Origin of the sequence: Avrilella dinanensis (genome assembly GCF_002807015.1) — a bacterium.
In the GTDB taxonomy this organism is placed as follows: domain Bacteria; phylum Bacteroidota; class Bacteroidia; order Flavobacteriales; family Flavobacteriaceae; genus Flavobacterium; species Flavobacterium dinanensis.
The window spans coordinates 443385-460729 of sequence record NZ_NIPO01000001.1; the positions used below are offsets into that span (position 1 = coordinate 443385).

Consider the following 17345-nt stretch of genomic DNA (forward strand, 5'->3'; position numbering starts at 1 on the left):
GTTAGTCTGCTGCGTAATCTTTTAAGTAATTAAATCTTTCTGTTAACTGGCCGTTTTGGCATATTGTCGCTCGTTGTAAAACGCCGTCTGCATCATCGTTAAAAAACGCTGGAATAATGCGTTCTAGAAAAACTTTTCCAAAACCTTCGCTCGCATCTTTAGGCAGTTCGCAAGGCAGGTTATCTACCGCCATCACGCCGATTGCCTCGGGGTGCGACAAAGCAACCTCCTGATGCGTTTTCGGATTGTAACCATAAAAAGGTTCGGCAATGGTCGATGGCCGAATTGTGCAAGCAACCGGACCGTCAATATCACAGGAAATATCGCCCACCACCTTTATTTTATTTTTGGACGATTTCAGCATTTCTCTCGTTAATATATAAGGTGAATCTTCTTTATAAAAATGCCCGGCAATGAAAATATCGGCAACCTGGCTGTATTTTTCAAAATCGGATTCAAACCATTCAGGGTGCTCTCTAAATTCTTGTTTGACAACAGGGTTCCCGTCTGAACGGCGATAATATTTATCATAATCGACATGAGTATAAACCGGGTGGCTATACGTTTTGCTAAGAAAATCTTCTTCCGACACTTCCTTCATTTTCATTCCGTCCAGCATTTCTCTGGCACCATGACCAACTTTTCCTTTTCCTGTCAATAAAACTTTAATTGGTGGTAAATTCAGCTTTTTAAGCCGGTCAATCAAATCTTGTTGCGTATGTAGGTTTTCCGCTTTTTGAATGTGAAACAAATCAAACTGTTCCCCGAAAGTGCGAAATGTATTGTACGCACCGACAATTCCGGCATATCGCCCGAAACCAATCAGTCGGTTTCCGTTTTCATCGACTAAAGTTTCGTGGTCAATCAGACGGATATTTTTCTGTAAACATGCTTGTAGCAGCTTTTTATTATAAGGTTGCTTTTTGATGGTATGCGAAAAGAAAAAATAGGTTTTATTCGGAATTAGCTTATCAATCGGCACTTCTTTTACGCCCAATAACACATCACAGTCAGACAAATCATCGTTAATTTCAAACCCCAAACCGGCATACTCTTCGTCTTTGAAAACCCTTATTTCTGAGGGTTCAACCTTAAAACCGGCTTGCGGAAACTGTGTTTTAAAATTCAATAATTCCTGTGGAGAAAATACCACCCGTCTGTCAGGAGGCACTTTTCCTTCTCGTATAATTCCAAATTTCATAGGCATACAAATATTAAAATCTTGGTATAAAGTTCTCAAATATACCCATTTTTTTCATTTCTCGAAAATTAATTCTTTTTCCTTATATTTATTCAATCTAAATTACTAAGTTTGCATCATCAATTAAAACATAATTCAATAATGAGAAAAATAGTTTTAGCTTCGGCTTTAGTAATGGCAGGGTTAGGTTTTGTTGCTTGTGATAGTGACGATAACTCAGGAGATCAAAACCAAATGATTGGAACTTGGGAAGCAAAAGAATATTCCTACATTAGACCAGACAACCAGCAAGAATACACACATGATTTTTCAACTATCACAGGAGGATGTGAAGTAGATGTTTTGACTATTAGCGAAAATAATTCTGCTATCCTGAATACTGAAACTAAAAACGAAGAAGACATTTGCGAGGAAAATCTTATCAACGGAGAGTGGAATGAAGAAACCGTAATAATTGAAGGAGAAGAAGTTCCTAGAATTGTAGTTGAATCTACTGAAAACACCTTGAAGTTGAAGTATCCTTATGTTTACATGATGGGGGGAACAGATATAACAGTTACTTATACCAGACAATAATTTATTTATTTCTATAATCAACCGCTTCAAACGAGAAGCGGTTTTTTTATGTTTTTATCTGTTCTTCAACTCAGATATCCGGATAATATTGTAATTTTACGGCATAATCATATTTCTACTATGCATTCGAAAGTGTTACTTACCGCTAAAGATGTAGATATCATACTTCACCGTCTGGCATGCCAGCTGGTTGAAAAACATTTGGATTTTTCGCAAACCGTCCTGATAGGGCTGCAGCCCAGAGGTCGTTTTCTGGCAGAACGGATTGCTCAGATACTGGAAAAAGAATATCAGATTTCCCACATCGAATTAGGCTTTTTAGACATTACATTTTTTCGTGACGATTTCCGTCGCACCGAAAAACCGCTTGAAGCCAACAAAACACATATCAACTTTTTGGTAGAAGATAAAAAAGTAATTTTTATCGACGATGTTTTATACACCGGACGAAGTATCCGCTCGGCATTAACCGCTATACAATCGTTTGGCAGACCGGCAGACATAGAACTGCTGGTTTTAATCGACCGACGATTCAGCCGGCATTTACCTATCCAACCCGATTACAGAGGTCGCCAGGTAGATGCTATTGCCAACGAAAAAGTGAAAGTACAATGGAAAGACATTGACGCCGACACCGACCAAGTTTTATTAGTAGATGATAATCCGACATAATTTTTCCTGATGAAAACACTAAGCGTAAATCACTTATTAGGCATCAAATATATCACTAAAGACGATATCGAATTGATTTTCGAAACCGCTGAACACTTCAAAGAAGTCATTAATCGTCCGATAAAAAAAGTTCCGTCACTGAGAGATATTACCATTGCCAATATATTTTTCGAAAACAGCACACGAACAAAATTATCTTTTGAGCTGGCAGAGAAAAGATTATCTGCCGATACTATCAGTTTTTCGGCGGCACAATCATCTGTAAAAAAAGGAGAAACGCTGATAGACACCGTCAATAATATCCTGTCTATGAAAGTAGATATGGTTGTGATGCGGCACAGCAACCCCGGTGCAGCTTATTTTCTTTCACAAAATGTAGATGCAAGAATCATCAATGCCGGCGACGGTGCACACGAACACCCTACACAAGCCTTGCTCGATAGTTTTACTATCCGGGAAAAACTGGGCGAAATCGGAGGTAAAAAAATCGTGATTGTTGGCGATATTCTACATTCGAGAGTAGCTTTGTCTAATATTTTTGCTCTGCAAAAGCAAGGTGCCGAAGTCCGGGTTTGCGGACCGAAAACACTGATTCCTAAACACATCGAAAATTTAGGTGTCAAATACGAACCTAATCTACGAAAAGCATTGGAATGGTGCGATGTTGCTAATATGCTGAGAATTCAAAATGAACGTTTAGACGTAAACTATTTTCCGTCCACAAGAGAATATACTCAACAATACGGTTTGGATAAAGATTTGCTCGACTCGCTGAACAAAGAAATCATCGTGATGCACCCGGGACCAATCAATCGGGGTGTGGAAATCACTTCAGATGTTGCCGACTCCAAACAATCAGTGATTTTGGAACAAGTGGAAAACGGCGTGGCTGTGAGAATGGCTGTTATTTATCTTTTGGCATCGAAAATTCAATAATTTTCGTATATTTAAACAAAAAACATGAAAGTTAAAGAAAAAGGACATACCGTTATCATTACCCAAGCTAGTGAAGCCGTGACTGATTTTTTAGACAAATTAACTGCGGAATATGCTCAGTTTAAAGACAAGAACCTCATTATTGATTTATCAGGAGAAAATACATCTGATGTTCAGCTGTTTGATTCGTTAAGCGAAAAACACCGGAACAACAAAAAATCTTTTGTTTTGGTCATGAACCATGCTGATATTGATGATTTGGAAGACGATATTATTATTGTTCCCACCTTGCAGGAAGCTCATGATGTGATTGAAATGGAAGAAATCGAACGCGATTTGGGGTTTTAAATACACTGCCATGAAGCTGACTATTTTGGGTTGTTATGCCGCTACACCGAGAACTTTCACCAACCCTACCTCACAGGTAGTAGAGTTCAACAATTCCATGTATCTTATTGATTGTGGGGAAGGCACTCAAGTTCAGCTCAGAAGAAACAAAATCAAATTTTCGAGAATCAATCAAATTTTTATTTCGCATTTGCACGGCGACCATTTTTATGGATTAATCGGGTTAATTTCAAGCTTTGGCTTATTGGGCAGGCAAAATGATTTGCATATTTATGGTCCGAAAGGCATTAAAGAAGCTATGCTTTTACAACTTAAATTATCCAATTCATATACACAATATAAACTGTATTTTCACGAATTGACCTCAAAATCGAGCGAACTGATTTTTGAGGACAATAAAGTACAGGTATATACCATTCCGCTGAACCACCGGATTTACACTAACGGATATTTGTTCGTGGAAAAAATCACACAGAAAAAACTGAATATTCAACGACTGGAAGAACTCGACATTCACGTTGTTTATTATAACAAAATCAAAAACGGCGAAGACCATACCCTCGAAGACGGCACTGTTATTTCTAATGAAGAACTGACTTATCCACCGAAAAAACCATTCAGGTATGCCTACTGTTCCGACACAATGTATGAAGAATCTATCATTCCGATAATCAAAGAGGCTGATGTTTTGTATCACGAAAGCACTTTTTTAGAACACGACAAACCCAAGACCGAATACACCAAACACAGTACTGCCAAAGAAGCTGCTACTATAGCTAAGTTGTCCGATGTAAAGAAATTGATTCTAGGGCATTATTCAACCAGATATCCTGACATCAGTGTTTTTGAAGAAGAAGCTAAAACCGTTTTCGATAAGGTTTTACTTGCAGACGACGGAAAAATATTTGAATTTTAAATGATGAATAACGATTTAAGCAACTACCGGAAATCCTATGAAAAAAACCAATTAACCGAATCATCTGTGGACGAAAATCCGATGATGCAGTTCCGGAAATGGTTTTATGAAGTGGAAGCAATGGGCGGTATTGAAGAAGTCAATGCCATGACCGTTTCCACCATTGGGCTGGACGGTTTCCCGAAATCGAGAATAGTTTTACTCAAACATTACGACGAAAACGGATTTGTTTTTTATACCAATTACGATTCCGAAAAAGGTAAGGCTTTACTCGCTAATCCCAAAGTTTGTATCTCTTTTTTCTGGCCGACATCCGAGCGGCAGGTAATCATAAAAGGAATTGCAGAAAAAACTTCTGCGGTTCAATCGGATAATTATTTTGATTCCCGACCCGAAGGCAGTAAGCTCGGAGCAGTCGTTTCGCCGCAAAGTCAGGTTATTCCTAATTACGAATATCTCGAACAAAAGTTAAACGAATTGGAACGAAAACACCAAAATCAACCGGTTTCCCGACCAGAGCATTGGGGTGGTTTTTTGGTGCGACCAATGGTTATTGAGTTTTGGCAAGGTCGTCCGAACCGCTTGCACGACCGCATTCGATATACTTTGGAAGATATGAACTGGAAGATAGAACGTTTAGCACCTTAATTGAATCAATTTGAAATTTGAAATTCTCTCCAAAAATCATCAATCAACTAATTATCTAAATCATTTTACAAATTATAGATTTTTTCGTAAATTTGCACTCTACTTTTGGGGCCGACCGGTTTTGACAGCGGGTGGAATTAAAAAGTAAGCACGTCGAGCGCTGATACACAGCTCGTAAATATCATGTTTCGACTTTTTTAAACGGCGAAGATAATTACGCTTTAGCTGCTTAATTTCCGAAGTATAGTAGGAACAAGCCTCGTCCTGTTAGACAGGAAAGCTAAATTCTCCTAAAAAGCCCTGATTTGCGGCGTTTTGTCAAGGGGAACCGTAAAAGTAAATCTAGATGTGTTAGTGCTTCGGATACACATCGAAATTCTAAGAAGCTAAGCAGGCAGCGGTTGTTTTTGATCAAGTTGCCCTGACGAAAATTCAAACAAAAACTAAACGTGTAGAAAGCTCTTTGATTGCTCGTTTGGACGAGGGTTCGATTCCCTCCGGCTCCACAAAAACAATCAATCATTTGAAATTTTGGGTCTGAAATTCCAACTTGAAACAACCATTCCCATAACAAAAAATACCGAAATTAAAAACTACCCTAAATCGTTTTTAAATTCTAAATTTGCCATAGAAAAATATACAGCAAAATGGTTTACAAATTCAGAGTTATATTAGACAACGAGAAAGATGTTTTCAGAGACATTGCCATATTGAGTACCGACAGCCTTGAAGATTTGCACAACGCCATCGTGAACGCATTCGGGTTTGACGGTTCGGAAGGTGGTTCGTTCTATACCAGTGATGACGATTGGTCGCAAAATGAAGAAATTCCTTTGTTTGATATGGGAGAAGAGCCCGGGCAACAAAAAATTATGGCAGATTTTCAGATTAAAGATTTATTGGACGAAAATCAAACCCGGATTTTGCACATCTACGATCCGTTTAATATGTGGACTTTCTTTGTAGAACTTGCTCAGATTGAAGAAATCGGCGAAAGTGACGAGAAAGAACTTCCGGCTCTTTTGTATTCTTTCGGGGAAGTGCCGGCAGGCAACGAAGTAAATCTGGAATTCGATAACAATTTTGATGACGACGAGGAAGATTTTGACATTTTCGATGACGATGACGAATTCAATGATTTTGAATACGATGACGAATATTAATTTTACTTTTTCATACAATGATTAATTTATACAACACCCAGATAGAAACACTTTCCATTCATCGTGTAGGAAACAAAAGCAAAAATGAGGAATTATTTTTGTCTGAAAATCCATACAAACTGACCGATGAAATCACACCTTTACTGAAGGAATATTTTTTTAAACCGTTCAGAGATAAAGAAGAAAACTACTATCAGTTTGCCCACGATGTAGATTTGGATTACAACGAAATGTACAATTACGTTAGTGAGATTTTCAATAATCCGGATTCGGCACATGAAGTTTCGAGAAAAATTACCAAGCACCTGTACGAACAATCCAACCACCCGCATATTAAAAACGGCGAGGTGTATGTGACCTATCTGTCGAACTTGTATATTGACAACCAGAAAACCGATGCTGTTGCGATTTTCAAAAGTGAGCTGAAAACTGATTTTCTGCAATTTGAAGAAAAAGAAAACAACCTGGAAATGCTTTTGCAACAAGGTGTAAACCTCAGCAAACTGGACAAAGGCTGTATTATTTTCAATCATCAGAAAGAAGAGGGTTACAAAATTTTATCAGTGGACCAAAACAGATATGATGCACGGTACTGGTTGGAAAACTTTTTGAATGTAGATATTTTCCAGGACGAGAATTTCATGACGAAAAAATATCTCAAATTTGTACAAGATTTCGCCAAAGATGTGGTCTTACCTGCCGAAGACAAAAAAGAAGAAGTGATGTTCATGAATCGTTCTGTGAATTATTTTGCTAAAAACGATGAGTTTGAAGAAACAAATTTCATGAATGAAGTAATTGAAAATCCGGATTTACAGGCTGAATTTAAAAGTTACAAAACCGATCGTGGAAACAAATATTCCATCGAAGACGTGTCTAATTTTCCGATTGCCAATCATGCTGTGAGTGACGTTCGAAAAAAGATAAAAAATGTGATTCAGTTAGACACAAACGTACAGATTAAACTTGATTTTATCAATCCGGAAACTGCCGAAAAATTTATCGAAAAAGGCTGGGACGAGGAAAAACAGATGTATTACTATTTGGTCTATTTCAACAAAGAGCAAAAAAGTAAAGAATAAACGATTTAGCCATAAAATATAGATTAACACAGATTTTAAATCTGTGTTTTTTTATTGAAATCTTTTCAGGAATTTTTATGAATCCCGTAAACACAATGGCGGCAACCATTTTTACAACAACGTCCTTTTAAATAATGATACAATTCGGTAAAAACAAAATAGCCATTTTCCATATAAAAATGCAGTCCTTCAACCATTTCTGTAGGTCGTTTCGGAAACTTGTTTTCTAATGAAAATCTGGTCAGTTCGTCAAACTTTTTTAAACAGTCGTTGCACAAACAATCGTGCTGCGTTTTTTCATAGAGAAACTGAACGGTTTCGTCCAGTAATTCCACTTTCTGGCAATCGCAGTTTGAAATATCATCAACCTTACATACAATCGGCTTGTGGCAATGGGTGCATTTTTCGGTTTTCATAATTTTATTTTTTAGTTGCTTTAACTACTCACTTTAATCGTCACTTCGAGTAAAATTTCTGTAACGCAGTGGAGGAAAATTTGTATCGAGAAGCCATTTATTTAGTTCTCGATACGATTTTTCTTCGTCCGTCACGATAGAAACCATCGGGAACTACGAAAAATCACTCGAACTGACGGAGAACTCAGTCAGTTTTTAATTTCACCCAACAAATTTGGTTCAATATTCCCTACCTACAAGATTTAAAAAAGACCTTACAGGAAGCTGTTTTTATAACTTTTCCACCCCAAACCCCATTTCATCATGAATAAACTGATTGTTTTGGCAATGTTTCGCTAATTCATTTTCAATAAAATTTTGAATTTCTTCTTTATATTTATTCGGATAAAGTACATGCACATTTGCCCCGGCATCTAAGGTAAAACATACCGGAATATTTGTTGTTTCTCTAAACTTCCAGATTTGATTAATGATTTCCAACGTATTGGGTTTCATTAAAATAAAATACGGCATCGAGGTCATCATCATGGCATGTAAGGTTAAAGCTTCACTTTCCACCAAAGCAATAAACTGCTGTAAATCACCCGATTTTAAAATCGTTTTCAACTTAGCAATATTGTCGTGAGCCTGTGCAAAACGCTGTTCTGCAAATGGGTGGTTGTGCATCAGTTCATGACCAACGGTGCTCGACACTTGTTTTTCGCCTTTATCGACCAACAAAATACTGTCTTGATAATTTTGAAAAACATCGTGTACTTCATAAGGAAATTCCACACCAAATAAGTCAGAACTGTTTTCGATACTTGCTGTTTCGCCCCAAACCACTATGTTTCCTTTGATGCTCCGGCACGCACTTCCCGAGCCTAAACGTGCCAGCAACGAGGTTTTCTGTTCGTAATATTCTTCAGACTGATTCGGATTTACCAACCGCTCCAAAGCGATGATATTTGCCGACAACGCTGCCATTCCTGAAGCTGACGACGCAATTCCCGAGCTGTGCGGAAAAGTATTTTGCGTATCAATCGTAAAATGATAATCCAAAACATACGGACACAAATCCTGAATACGTTCAAAGTATTTCTGAATTTTTGGTCGGAACGATTCTTTTGGTTTCCCTTCAAACAATAAATCAAACGAAATACCTTTTTCAGATTTAGGTTCAAAATGCAAAGTGGTAATGGTTTTGCAATGGTTCAGCGTAAAGCTCAACGACGGATTTGCCGGAATTTGGTTGTTTTTCTTTCCCCAATATTTAACCAAGGCAATGTTACTCGGTGCAGAAAAGGTGAATGATCCTTTTTTGTTTAATGTCTTGTAATTATTTATTTTATAGCTATTTAACATGTTCATAATATATAACTTTATGCTTGATAATCTTTTACCCTCTTAACGTCACTTCGAGTAACGGAACAAAGTGGAGTGTATCGAGAAGCCTCAATTAAGGCGAAAAAATCCTGTTCAATAGTTCTCGATATAACATTTTTCCACTGCGTTACAAAATGTCACTCGAACTGACGGCACGCAAACTTCGTCACTTCGAGTAACGGAACGAAGTGGAGTATATCGAGAAGTTCTTTTCATATCTCCTTATTTTTTAAAATTCTTTTTTGCTAAATTCGGTAAGTCTTGATACCTTCCTTCAATTAAAGCTTCTTTTTTAGCTTTTGACCACTTTTTTATCTTCTTCTCATACATTATTGCTTGTTCAATGTCTGTAAACATACAAAAATAAACCAATTGTACAGGGCGGCGGTTGTAAGTATAGGAACCAAAATATTTACCTTCTTGATGTTCATCAAAACGCTTATATACATTTTCTGTAACACCTGTATAATAAGTGTCGTCCGCACATAAAAGCATATAAACAAATGATGTTTTCATATTATTTTAATTACTTTATTAAAAACAATAATAGTTCTCGATATAACATTTTTCCACTGCGTTACAAAATGTCACTCGAACTGACGGCACGCAAACTTCGTCACTTCGAGTAACGGAACGAAGTGGAGTGTATCGAGAAGCCTCAATAAAGGCGAAAACTCCAGCTCAATAGTTCTCGATACAACATTTTTTTCACTACGTTACAAAATGTCACTCGAACTGACGGTGCGGCTTTTATCTTTTCTCAGCAATGGCTTGTGCCGCCAAATAGCCCGTTGTCCAAGCATTCTGAAAATTAAAGCCTCCTGTAATGGCATCTATGTTTAAAATTTCGCCCGTAAAATACAAATTATTATGCAATTTGCTCTCCATTGTTTTAAAATTCACTTCTTTTAAATCGATGCCTCCGGCAGTTACAAATTCGTCTTTAAAAGTACTTTTTCCGTTCACTTCATATTCAGTTTGAATCAGTTGATTGGTCAAATTAACCAATTGTTTTTTAGCGATTTCCGTCCAAATTTTTTCCGGATTTATTTCTGCGGATTCAATCAGGTATTTCCAGACTCTTTGGGTAAAATCAAATGGCGACTTTGTGCCGATAGCTTTTTTCGGGTGCTGATTTTTAAATGTTTGCAAAACTGTCAAAACCTCATCAAAATGATTTCCGTTCAGCCAATTAACCTGCAAAGTAAACCGATAATCGCATGTTGCCAATTCGCGGGCACCCCAAGCCGACAACCGCAAAATCGCGGGTCCGCTGAGTCCCCAATGTGTGATTAGCAAAGCTCCCTCAGCAGTCAGTTTGCTGTTTTTAATTTTTAAAACGACCGGCGAAACAGAATTTCCCATCAGCTGATGTAGTTTTTTGTCCGGAATATTAAACGTAAACAATGACGGCACAGGCGGAACAATCGTATGCCCGACGGCTTTCATCATTTTCCATATTTGCGGACTACTGCCCGACGCAACGACCAGGTTATTGGTTTTTAATTCTTTTTCTGATGTTTGAACAATCCATTGATTATCAAATTTTTCTATTAATTTAACTCCACAAGAAGTTTTAATTTCTACTCCCAGATTTTCGGCTTCACGCAAAAAACAATTGATAATCGTTTGTGAATTATCCGACACCGGAAAAACCCGTCCGTCGCCCTCAATTTTCAGCTCCACGCCTTTTTTTTCCAGCCACTCCATCATATCTCCTGTAGAAAAGGCATGAAAAGGTCCGCGAAGTTCCCGTTCGCCCCGCGGGTAATATTTGACCAAAACTCCGGGTACAAAACACGCGTGGGTAACATTGCACCGTCCGCCACCGGAGATCTTTACTTTAGACAAAACTTCCTTATTTTTTTCGAGAATAAGTATTTTTAACGCAGCATTTTGCTCTGCCATGTTTATCGCCGTAAAAAATCCGGACGCTCCTCCCCCAACAATAATCACATCATAATCAATCATATTCTTTTGATAAGCTGATTTATTTTATCAATTGTTATAAATTTCGTAAATTGCAACAAAAATACAGAATATTCAACCCTTTGATGGTATGAATGACAGATAAATAACCTGACTTATGAGAAAAATTTTAATATTTACCTCGTTGTTATTTGTTTTGGCAAGTTGCAAAAGCAAAAAAGTGGCTGTACAATCTGACGGCAAGACGGAAACCGTGGACAAAACGGAAGAAAAATCGGATAGAGAAATCTTCTATACCGAACAGGTTCGCAATGATTTCAGGACGGTTTCGGACAAAACCAGAGATGAATTCCTAAACGGTTACCGGGCTACGGACAAAAAATATTCTATTTTATTTTTCACGCAAGGTTTTAACAGCGAAGAAATTACTGTTAAAAACGAAGACGGCGTGTTATTCAAAGGACTGGTGGTTACTGATAAAAACACCGGTTTGGCTAAAAACATGCGTATTCTGAACACCAAAGAAACCGAAATTTACGATAAAGGTTCTCGGAAAACAATTTACATCAGCCCGGAAATGGCGGGCAAACACAAGTTTATTTATGTAATGAAAGGCAATCCAGACAAAGACAAACCCTATAAAATCACATATAGCGATAATCTGAGACCGGCGAGGTAGTTTTTTGTTTAAGGTTTACTGCGGTTCGTAGAAAACCACAACTTTTGTCTTTTAGCTATTGGCTCTGTACTAATTCGAAACCACTTTCAGTCCGACGATGGAAGCAATCAGCGTAAAAATAAAAAACAACCGCCAGAAATCTACTGATTCTTTGAAAAAGAAAATCCCAACCAGCACTGTTCCTACAGCTCCAATACCGCTCCAGACGGCATAGGCTGTACCCAACGGCAGGGTTTGGCTGGCTTTTATCAGCAACCCCATACTCACAGATACGCTAACGATAAAACCAAGATACCACAACCACATTTCTATGCCCGAAGCTTCTTTGGCTTTACCGATACAAAAAGTAAAAAGTACTTCAAACAATCCGCCAAGAATCAATAAAATCCAGTTCATCTTTATTTTTTTATAATTAAGAGCTATTGGCTTTTAGCCTTTAGTATTACCTCAATTACTCTCATTAGCTAATCGACAATTATCCAATTACCAATACCTTTCTGATACGCTCAAATGCCTCTGTGAGTTGTTCTTCACTCGTTGCATAAGACAACCGGATACAATCCGGATTTCCGAATGCTTCGCCGGTAACTACTGCCACGTGGGCTTTTTCCAGCAAATACATCGAAAAGTCAGTAGCATTGTTTATTATCACACCGTTAAGTTCTTTACCAAAATAGTAGGAAACGTCCGGAAAAACATAAAATGCTCCTTCAGGAATATTAATATTAAAATGTGGTATTTTGCGAATTAAATCAACGACCAAATCGCGTCTTTTCTTAAAAGCTGTTACCATATACTGCAACACCTCCGGATTAGCCTCTACCGCTGCAATAGTCGCACGCTGCGTAATAGAATTGGCTCCGCTGGTCACTTGTCCCTGCAATTTTACACAAGCTTTGGCTATCCACGCCGGTGCTCCGATGTAACCGATACGCCAGCCGGTCATAGCAAATGCTTTGGCAATACCATTAACGGTAACTGTCCGGTCTTTCATGCCGTCAATCGCAGCCATACTACAATAATCTCCGGTAAAATTGATATGCTCATAAATCTCGTCAGAAACCACGAAAACTCCGGAGTGCTTCTTCAACACTTCCGCCAATGCTTCCAATTCTTGCCGGCTGTACACCGAACCTGACGGATTACATGGCGAACTGTACCACAGCATTTTCGTTTTTGGCGTAATCGCTTTTTCCAGCTGTTCCGGCGTTATTTTAAAATCGGTAGAAATATCGGTAGGAATTTCAATCGGTACTCCGCCCGAGAGCTTAATGATTTCGTAATAACTTACCCAATAAGGTGCAGGTAAAATCACTTCGTCTCCGGGATTAATCATACTTTGGGCAATATTATACAAAGACTGCTTTGCTCCTGTCGAAACAACAATTTCATCTAACTGATAGCTGATTCCGTTATCACGTTGAAATTTATTGATAATGGCTTGTTTGAGTTCCGGATAACCATCAACGGGCGGATAGTGTGTCCAGTTTTCGTCAATCGCTTGCTTGGCTGCTTCTTTGATGAAATCCGGTGTTTGAAAATCCGGTTCGCCCAAACTAAGACTGATAACGTCAATTCCCTGTGATTTTAATTCTCTCGCTTTGGCAGCCATCGCAAGAGTTTGCGACACGCTCAGCTGATTAATTCTGTCTGATAAATAAGTTGTATTCATAATGTTGTTTCTAACCGTCCAAAGGTAATAAATATTCTTAACTCTCAGCAATTAGCTTGTAGCTTTTAGTAATGGAAACTTGATGATTAGCCAAGAGGCAATAGCCAAGAGCCATTAGCTGTCTCAGTCGTTACTTTGTTACTTCATCACTTCGTTACCTCGTCACTTTATCACTTTGTTACAATTATCATTCGCTAATTTTCCTAATTGACACATTAACATTAAAAATGATTACTTTTGTCAAAATTTTATTCATGGAACGTATTTTAGCCTATTTCCCCGATTTGAATGAGCAGCAAATCAAGCAGTTTTCAATGCTGCAGGAATTGTACGAAGATTGGAATGCCAAAATCAATGTAATTTCGCGTAAGGATATTGATGAGCTGTATATCCGCCACGTATTGCATTCGCTGGGCATTGCCAAGATACAGCCGTTTTTGCCGCAATCCAGTGTGCTTGATGTGGGTACAGGCGGCGGTTTTCCGGCAATTCCGCTGGCTATTATGTTTCCGGAAACTTCTTTTTATGCTGTTGATGCTATTGGCAAAAAAATCAAGGTAGTTAATGAAGTCATTGACAGTTTAGAGCTAAAAAACATTAAGGCAGACCAACGTCGGGCTCAGCAAGTCGGGCAATCTTTTGATTTTATTGTAAGCCGGGCGGTAACCAATATGCCTGATTTTGTTTCGTGGGTAAAAGGAAAAGTCAAAAAGAAGAACAGGCATGAGCTCGCTAACGGAATTTTATACCTCAAAGGCGGCGATTTGTCTGAAGAATTAAAACCTTTTAAGCAAGCAAAGGAATTTGCTTTGTCAGATTTTTTTAAAGAAGATTTTTTTGATACCAAAAAAGTAGTGCATCTTCCGGGAATTTGATTTTATAATATCAATAGATAAAGAACCACAAAGACACGGAGAACACAAAGTTTTCTTTGTAAACTTATGGTTAAAAATTCAGAAGTCGTTACTTAAATTCATACGAACAAAGCACTGTAAATCAATAATATTTTAAAATTATCGTTATGTTTGTCATTGACTTCGTCGAATCTTTGATTTCCGTAGGACTCGAGCTTGCGAACAGAACAAACCTTTTCTCTTTCCTCTAATCCTTAGACTTTGTATTCAGCAGCAAATATCCGATAATTCCACCAACTACCGAGGCGAGAATAATCCCCATTTTAGCCTGGTCGGGGAATTCCGGGTGTATTTTTACATCAAAAGCCAATTCGGTAATAAACAAAGACATCGTAAATCCAATAGCCGCCAGAAAACCTACTCCGAATAATTTTCGCATAGTTGTTCCTTTTGGAGCAGTAACTACTTTTAGCTTGATTAAAAGTGCAGAAAGCACCGAAACACCTATCACTTTTCCAATCAATAATCCGAAAGCAACCCCAAGAGTAACGGCACTCAACCCGCCTGCAAAAGAAATAGGAATAGCAGCATTACAAAGAGCAAAAACCGGCATCACGAAAAAAGTAACCAGATTGTGCATTCCGTGTTCCAATCGCTGCGACGGCGGAATAGCATCTTTGGCAACGGCTCGTATATCCTCTACAATATGAATTTGTTTATCGGTTAAATCAGGTTGTTTGTCATCAGGGTCAATAGACAAGAATTTCTCTTTCAAATGAACGAGTTCTTTGGTAAAAGTTCGTTCGTTCACACGGGCATTGGCAGGAATAGCAAACGCTGCCAATACTGCTGCAATCGTAGCGTGTACACCCGACAACAGAAAAGCCAACCAAACGCCAGCTATCCCGATAATCGCATAAAATAATGGGTTTTTAAATCCTAAACGATTAAAAATAAGCAATAATATAAATAACGTAATTCCGATAAATAAAAAGGTAAGGTTCAACTGTGAAGTATAGAATAACGCAATGACCAGCACTGCCCCTAAATCATCAACAATCGCCAGAGCCGTAAGGAAAACCTTGAGCGGCGTCGGTACTTTGTCGCCCAGCATATACATCACTCCCAATGCAAAAGCAATGTCTGTCGCCATCGGAATTCCCCATCCATGTGCAGCATCAGTACCTCCAGCGAAAAACAAATAAATAATTGCAGGAAAAGCCATTCCGCCTATTGCGGCAATAATCGGTAACGCAGCTTTTTTAGGCGATGCCAGCTCGCCATTGGTCAGTTCACGTTTCAGTTCCAGCCCCACCACGAAGAAAAATATTGCCATCAATCCGTCATTAATCCAGTGATGCAAAGTCATATCTAACTTATAATCCCCGAAAGCAATCACTACATGCTGATGCCAAAAATGTGCATAATCTTCCGCCCAGGGCGAATTAGCAAAAAATATGGCAATCAAAGCTGCTACAAATAAAACGATTCCACCAGTTGTTGATTTACTAATAAACCGACTTACCGGTTGTATCACATACCTTTCTGCCGGCGTCATTTTGATGTTTTCCATGGTAAAAAATTTGTAGCAAAAGTAACATATTCACAGTAACCTTACAAAAATTCAGATTTAATTCTGCATGAAATTAATGCTCGTGCAACGCAAAATTATCCGTATATTTGTACTCTGATTTGATAAGGAAATGAGCACTACCATAGAACAAAACAACACAACGAGAAACAAACCGAAATGGATTCGGGTTAAACTTCCTACCGGCAAAAAATATACGGAATTGCGAGGGTTGGTTGATAAATACAAACTCAACACAATTTGTACTTCGGGTAGCTGCCCAAATATGGGTGAATGCTGGGGCGAAGGAACAGCAACCTTTATGATTCTCGGAAATATCTGTACACGTTCGTGTGGTTTCTGCGGGGTAAAAACCGGGCGTCCGGAAACAGTGGAATGGGACGAACCTGAAAAAGTGGCTCGTTCTATCAAACTGATGAATATCAAACACGCAGTTTTAACTTCTGTTGACCGTGATGATTTAAAAGACGGTGGTTCAATCATCTGGGCAGAAACCGTCAAGGCCGTTCGCAGAATGAGTCCCGGAACGACTATGGAAACATTAATTCCTGATTTTCAAGGAATAGAGCGTAATATCGACCGCATTCTGGAAGTAGCTCCGGAAGTGATTTCTCACAATATGGAAACCGTTCGCCGACTGACCCGCGAAGTTCGTATTCAGGCAAAATACGACCGAAGCCTGGAAGTGTTGCGTTATCTGAAAGCTAATGGGGCTAACCGCACCAAATCGGGAATCATGTTAGGGTTGGGCGAAACCGAAGAGGAAGTTATCGAAACGATGCACGACCTGCGAAATGTTGGGTTGGACGTGATTACTATCGGGCAATATTTACAACCAAGTAAAAAACACTTGCCTGTGAAAGAATTTATTACTCCCGACCAGTTCAAAAAGTATGAAGAAATCGGGTTGGATTTAGGTTTCCGCCATGTGGAAAGCGGTGCGTTGGTTCGTTCGTCGTACAAAGCACAGAAGCATATTTTGTAAGTCCAAAAAGGTCATAAAGTCGAAGGTCTTAATGTCCAAATGTCAGTTCGAGTGGAGTCGAGAATTAATGACGTTCTAAATTAAACATTTAATGAAAACAAAACATACTTTAATTATTTTAGCCATTGGCTTATTGCTGACATTTTTCGGTGCAATTTTAAAAATAACTCATTTGGAAATTGGTCCGGTTAATGGAAATAACCTTTTAACAATCGGAACATTTGTAGAAATTATTGGAGGAATATTGTTTTTATACAAATTGCTTACGCATAAGAAATTCAAGGATTTTTTAAATTCATAAAACAACAGGAA

Annotated in this window: 21 protein-coding genes and 1 other RNA gene; 13 read left to right on the forward strand and 9 right to left on the reverse strand. The window is 38.4% G+C overall.

Features of this window, described 5'->3' with window-relative positions; translation table 11 throughout:
* Position 1 precedes the first annotated feature (1 nt).
* The gene (locus tag CDL10_RS02120; protein WP_100677006.1) at positions 2–1201 is read right to left on the reverse strand and encodes an NAD(P)-dependent oxidoreductase; all 1200 of its coding nucleotides are present in this window, start codon (positions 1199–1201) and stop codon (positions 2–4) included.
* A gap of 174 nt (positions 1202–1375) precedes the next feature.
* On the opposite strand from CDL10_RS02120, the gene CDL10_RS02125 reads away from it, so the two are divergent.
* From CDL10_RS02125 to CDL10_RS02165, 9 genes are all read left to right on the forward strand, one after another.
* A complete protein-coding gene (locus tag CDL10_RS02125) occupies positions 1376–1777 on the forward strand; it encodes a hypothetical protein (RefSeq protein WP_133119438.1) in 402 nt (133 codons plus the stop codon).
* A 120-nt stretch (positions 1778–1897) separates the two neighbouring features.
* Positions 1898–2449 (forward strand): bifunctional pyr operon transcriptional regulator/uracil phosphoribosyltransferase PyrR, encoded by a 552-nt coding sequence (gene pyrR, locus CDL10_RS02130; protein WP_100677008.1) that lies wholly within the window; start codon positions 1898–1900, stop codon positions 2447–2449.
* A 9-nt stretch (positions 2450–2458) separates the two neighbouring features.
* A complete protein-coding gene (locus CDL10_RS02135) occupies positions 2459–3385 on the forward strand; it encodes an aspartate carbamoyltransferase catalytic subunit (RefSeq protein WP_100677009.1) in 927 nt (308 codons plus the stop codon).
* 24 nt (positions 3386–3409) lie between these two features.
* Positions 3410–3733, forward strand: coding sequence for a ribonuclease Z (locus CDL10_RS02140; protein WP_100677010.1), 324 nt, complete (start codon positions 3410–3412; stop codon positions 3731–3733).
* A gap of 10 nt (positions 3734–3743) precedes the next feature.
* A complete protein-coding gene (locus CDL10_RS02145) occupies positions 3744–4649 on the forward strand; it encodes a ribonuclease Z (RefSeq protein ID WP_100677011.1) in 906 nt (301 codons plus the stop codon).
* Between the two features lie 3 nt (positions 4650–4652).
* A complete protein-coding gene (pdxH, locus tag CDL10_RS02150; protein WP_100678607.1) occupies positions 4653–5297 on the forward strand; it encodes a pyridoxamine 5'-phosphate oxidase in 645 nt (214 codons plus the stop codon).
* Positions 5298–5404: 107 nt separating this feature from the next.
* Positions 5405–5806: a transfer-messenger RNA gene (gene ssrA, locus CDL10_RS02155) on the forward strand.
* Between the two features lie 138 nt (positions 5807–5944).
* A complete protein-coding gene (locus tag CDL10_RS02160) occupies positions 5945–6460 on the forward strand; it encodes an IS1096 element passenger TnpR family protein (RefSeq protein WP_100677012.1) in 516 nt (171 codons plus the stop codon).
* A 17-nt stretch (positions 6461–6477) separates the two neighbouring features.
* Positions 6478–7542, forward strand: a complete 1065-nt coding sequence (locus tag CDL10_RS02165) for a nucleoid-associated protein (protein ID WP_100677013.1) — start codon at positions 6478–6480, stop codon at positions 7540–7542.
* Positions 7543–7607: 65 nt separating this feature from the next.
* Here CDL10_RS02165 and CDL10_RS02170 read toward each other — a convergent pair whose 3' ends face one another.
* From CDL10_RS02170 to CDL10_RS02185, 5 genes are all read right to left on the reverse strand, one after another.
* Positions 7608–7958, reverse strand: a complete 351-nt coding sequence (locus tag CDL10_RS02170) for a cysteine-rich CWC family protein (protein WP_100677014.1) — start codon at positions 7956–7958, stop codon at positions 7608–7610.
* 270 nt (positions 7959–8228) lie between these two features.
* The gene (locus CDL10_RS02175) at positions 8229–9308 is read right to left on the reverse strand and encodes a diphosphomevalonate/mevalonate 3,5-bisphosphate decarboxylase family protein (protein ID WP_100677015.1); all 1080 of its coding nucleotides are present in this window, start codon (positions 9306–9308) and stop codon (positions 8229–8231) included.
* A 108-nt stretch (positions 9309–9416) separates the two neighbouring features.
* Positions 9417–9539, reverse strand: coding sequence for a hypothetical protein (locus tag CDL10_RS11550; RefSeq protein WP_262483251.1), 123 nt, complete (start codon positions 9537–9539; stop codon positions 9417–9419).
* A gap of 6 nt (positions 9540–9545) precedes the next feature.
* The gene (locus CDL10_RS02180; RefSeq protein ID WP_100677016.1) at positions 9546–9839 is read right to left on the reverse strand and encodes a GIY-YIG nuclease family protein; all 294 of its coding nucleotides are present in this window, start codon (positions 9837–9839) and stop codon (positions 9546–9548) included.
* A 234-nt stretch (positions 9840–10073) separates the two neighbouring features.
* Entirely contained in the window at positions 10074–11294 is a 1221-nt protein-coding gene (locus CDL10_RS02185) for a BaiN/RdsA family NAD(P)/FAD-dependent oxidoreductase (protein WP_100677017.1), read from the reverse strand.
* Between the two features lie 115 nt (positions 11295–11409).
* Here CDL10_RS02185 and CDL10_RS02190 point away from each other — a divergent pair, with 115 nt between their 5' ends.
* Positions 11410–11931: a hypothetical protein gene (locus CDL10_RS02190; protein WP_100677018.1), complete on the forward strand. Its 522-nt coding sequence runs from the start codon at positions 11410–11412 to the stop codon at positions 11929–11931.
* Positions 11932–12000: 69 nt separating this feature from the next.
* Here the strand turns inward: CDL10_RS02190 and CDL10_RS02195 are convergent, their stop codons facing one another.
* Both CDL10_RS02195 and CDL10_RS02200 read right to left on the reverse strand, forming a co-directional pair.
* Positions 12001–12327, reverse strand: a complete 327-nt coding sequence (locus CDL10_RS02195; RefSeq protein ID WP_100677019.1) for a DMT family transporter — start codon at positions 12325–12327, stop codon at positions 12001–12003.
* A 79-nt stretch (positions 12328–12406) separates the two neighbouring features.
* On the reverse strand, positions 12407–13603 hold the full coding sequence (locus CDL10_RS02200; RefSeq protein ID WP_100677020.1) for a pyridoxal phosphate-dependent aminotransferase: 1197 nt from the start codon (positions 13601–13603) through the stop codon (positions 12407–12409).
* A 254-nt stretch (positions 13604–13857) separates the two neighbouring features.
* Here CDL10_RS02200 and rsmG point away from each other — a divergent pair, with 254 nt between their 5' ends.
* Positions 13858–14478, forward strand: a complete 621-nt coding sequence (gene rsmG, locus CDL10_RS02205; RefSeq protein ID WP_100678608.1) for a 16S rRNA (guanine(527)-N(7))-methyltransferase RsmG — start codon at positions 13858–13860, stop codon at positions 14476–14478.
* A 226-nt stretch (positions 14479–14704) separates the two neighbouring features.
* On the opposite strand, the gene nhaA is transcribed toward rsmG, so the two are convergent.
* Positions 14705–16030, reverse strand: coding sequence for a Na+/H+ antiporter NhaA (nhaA, locus tag CDL10_RS02210; RefSeq protein ID WP_100677021.1), 1326 nt, complete (start codon positions 16028–16030; stop codon positions 14705–14707).
* A 130-nt stretch (positions 16031–16160) separates the two neighbouring features.
* On the opposite strand from nhaA, the gene lipA reads away from it, so the two are divergent.
* Positions 16161–17033 (forward strand): lipoyl synthase, encoded by an 873-nt coding sequence (gene lipA / locus CDL10_RS02215; RefSeq protein WP_100677022.1) that lies wholly within the window; start codon positions 16161–16163, stop codon positions 17031–17033.
* Positions 17034–17124: 91 nt separating this feature from the next.
* The gene (locus CDL10_RS02220) at positions 17125–17334 is read left to right on the forward strand and encodes a gliding motility protein GldL (protein ID WP_100677023.1); all 210 of its coding nucleotides are present in this window, start codon (positions 17125–17127) and stop codon (positions 17332–17334) included.
* Positions 17335–17345: the final 11 nt, after the last annotated feature.

Coding starts and splice junctions, on each gene's coding strand:
- CDL10_RS02175 (WP_100677015.1), bottom strand. CDS start 9,308: ATGAACATGTTAAATAGCTATAAAATAAATAATTACAAGACATTAAAC.
- CDL10_RS02120 (WP_100677006.1), bottom strand. CDS start 1,201: ATGAAATTTGGAATTATACGAGAAGGAAAAGTGCCTCCTGACAGACGG.
- CDL10_RS02125 (WP_133119438.1), top strand. CDS start 1,376: ATGGCAGGGTTAGGTTTTGTTGCTTGTGATAGTGACGATAACTCAGGA.
- CDL10_RS02170 (WP_100677014.1), bottom strand. CDS start 7,958: ATGAAAACCGAAAAATGCACCCATTGCCACAAGCCGATTGTATGTAAG.
- CDL10_RS02160 (WP_100677012.1), top strand. CDS start 5,945: ATGGTTTACAAATTCAGAGTTATATTAGACAACGAGAAAGATGTTTTC.
- rsmG (WP_100678608.1), top strand. CDS start 13,858: ATGGAACGTATTTTAGCCTATTTCCCCGATTTGAATGAGCAGCAAATC.
- CDL10_RS02135 (WP_100677009.1), top strand. CDS start 2,459: ATGAAAACACTAAGCGTAAATCACTTATTAGGCATCAAATATATCACT.
- CDL10_RS11550 (WP_262483251.1), bottom strand. CDS start 9,539: ATGAAAAGAACTTCTCGATATACTCCACTTCGTTCCGTTACTCGAAGT.
- CDL10_RS02190 (WP_100677018.1), top strand. CDS start 11,410: ATGAGAAAAATTTTAATATTTACCTCGTTGTTATTTGTTTTGGCAAGT.
- lipA (WP_100677022.1), top strand. CDS start 16,161: ATGAGCACTACCATAGAACAAAACAACACAACGAGAAACAAACCGAAA.
- CDL10_RS02200 (WP_100677020.1), bottom strand. CDS start 13,603: ATGAATACAACTTATTTATCAGACAGAATTAATCAGCTGAGCGTGTCG.
- CDL10_RS02185 (WP_100677017.1), bottom strand. CDS start 11,294: ATGATTGATTATGATGTGATTATTGTTGGGGGAGGAGCGTCCGGATTT.
- nhaA (WP_100677021.1), bottom strand. CDS start 16,030: ATGGAAAACATCAAAATGACGCCGGCAGAAAGGTATGTGATACAACCG.
- CDL10_RS02195 (WP_100677019.1), bottom strand. CDS start 12,327: ATGAACTGGATTTTATTGATTCTTGGCGGATTGTTTGAAGTACTTTTT.
- CDL10_RS02220 (WP_100677023.1), top strand. CDS start 17,125: ATGAAAACAAAACATACTTTAATTATTTTAGCCATTGGCTTATTGCTG.
- CDL10_RS02165 (WP_100677013.1), top strand. CDS start 6,478: ATGATTAATTTATACAACACCCAGATAGAAACACTTTCCATTCATCGT.
- CDL10_RS02180 (WP_100677016.1), bottom strand. CDS start 9,839: ATGAAAACATCATTTGTTTATATGCTTTTATGTGCGGACGACACTTAT.
- pyrR (WP_100677008.1), top strand. CDS start 1,898: ATGCATTCGAAAGTGTTACTTACCGCTAAAGATGTAGATATCATACTT.
- CDL10_RS02145 (WP_100677011.1), top strand. CDS start 3,744: ATGAAGCTGACTATTTTGGGTTGTTATGCCGCTACACCGAGAACTTTC.
- pdxH (WP_100678607.1), top strand. CDS start 4,653: ATGAATAACGATTTAAGCAACTACCGGAAATCCTATGAAAAAAACCAA.
- CDL10_RS02140 (WP_100677010.1), top strand. CDS start 3,410: ATGAAAGTTAAAGAAAAAGGACATACCGTTATCATTACCCAAGCTAGT.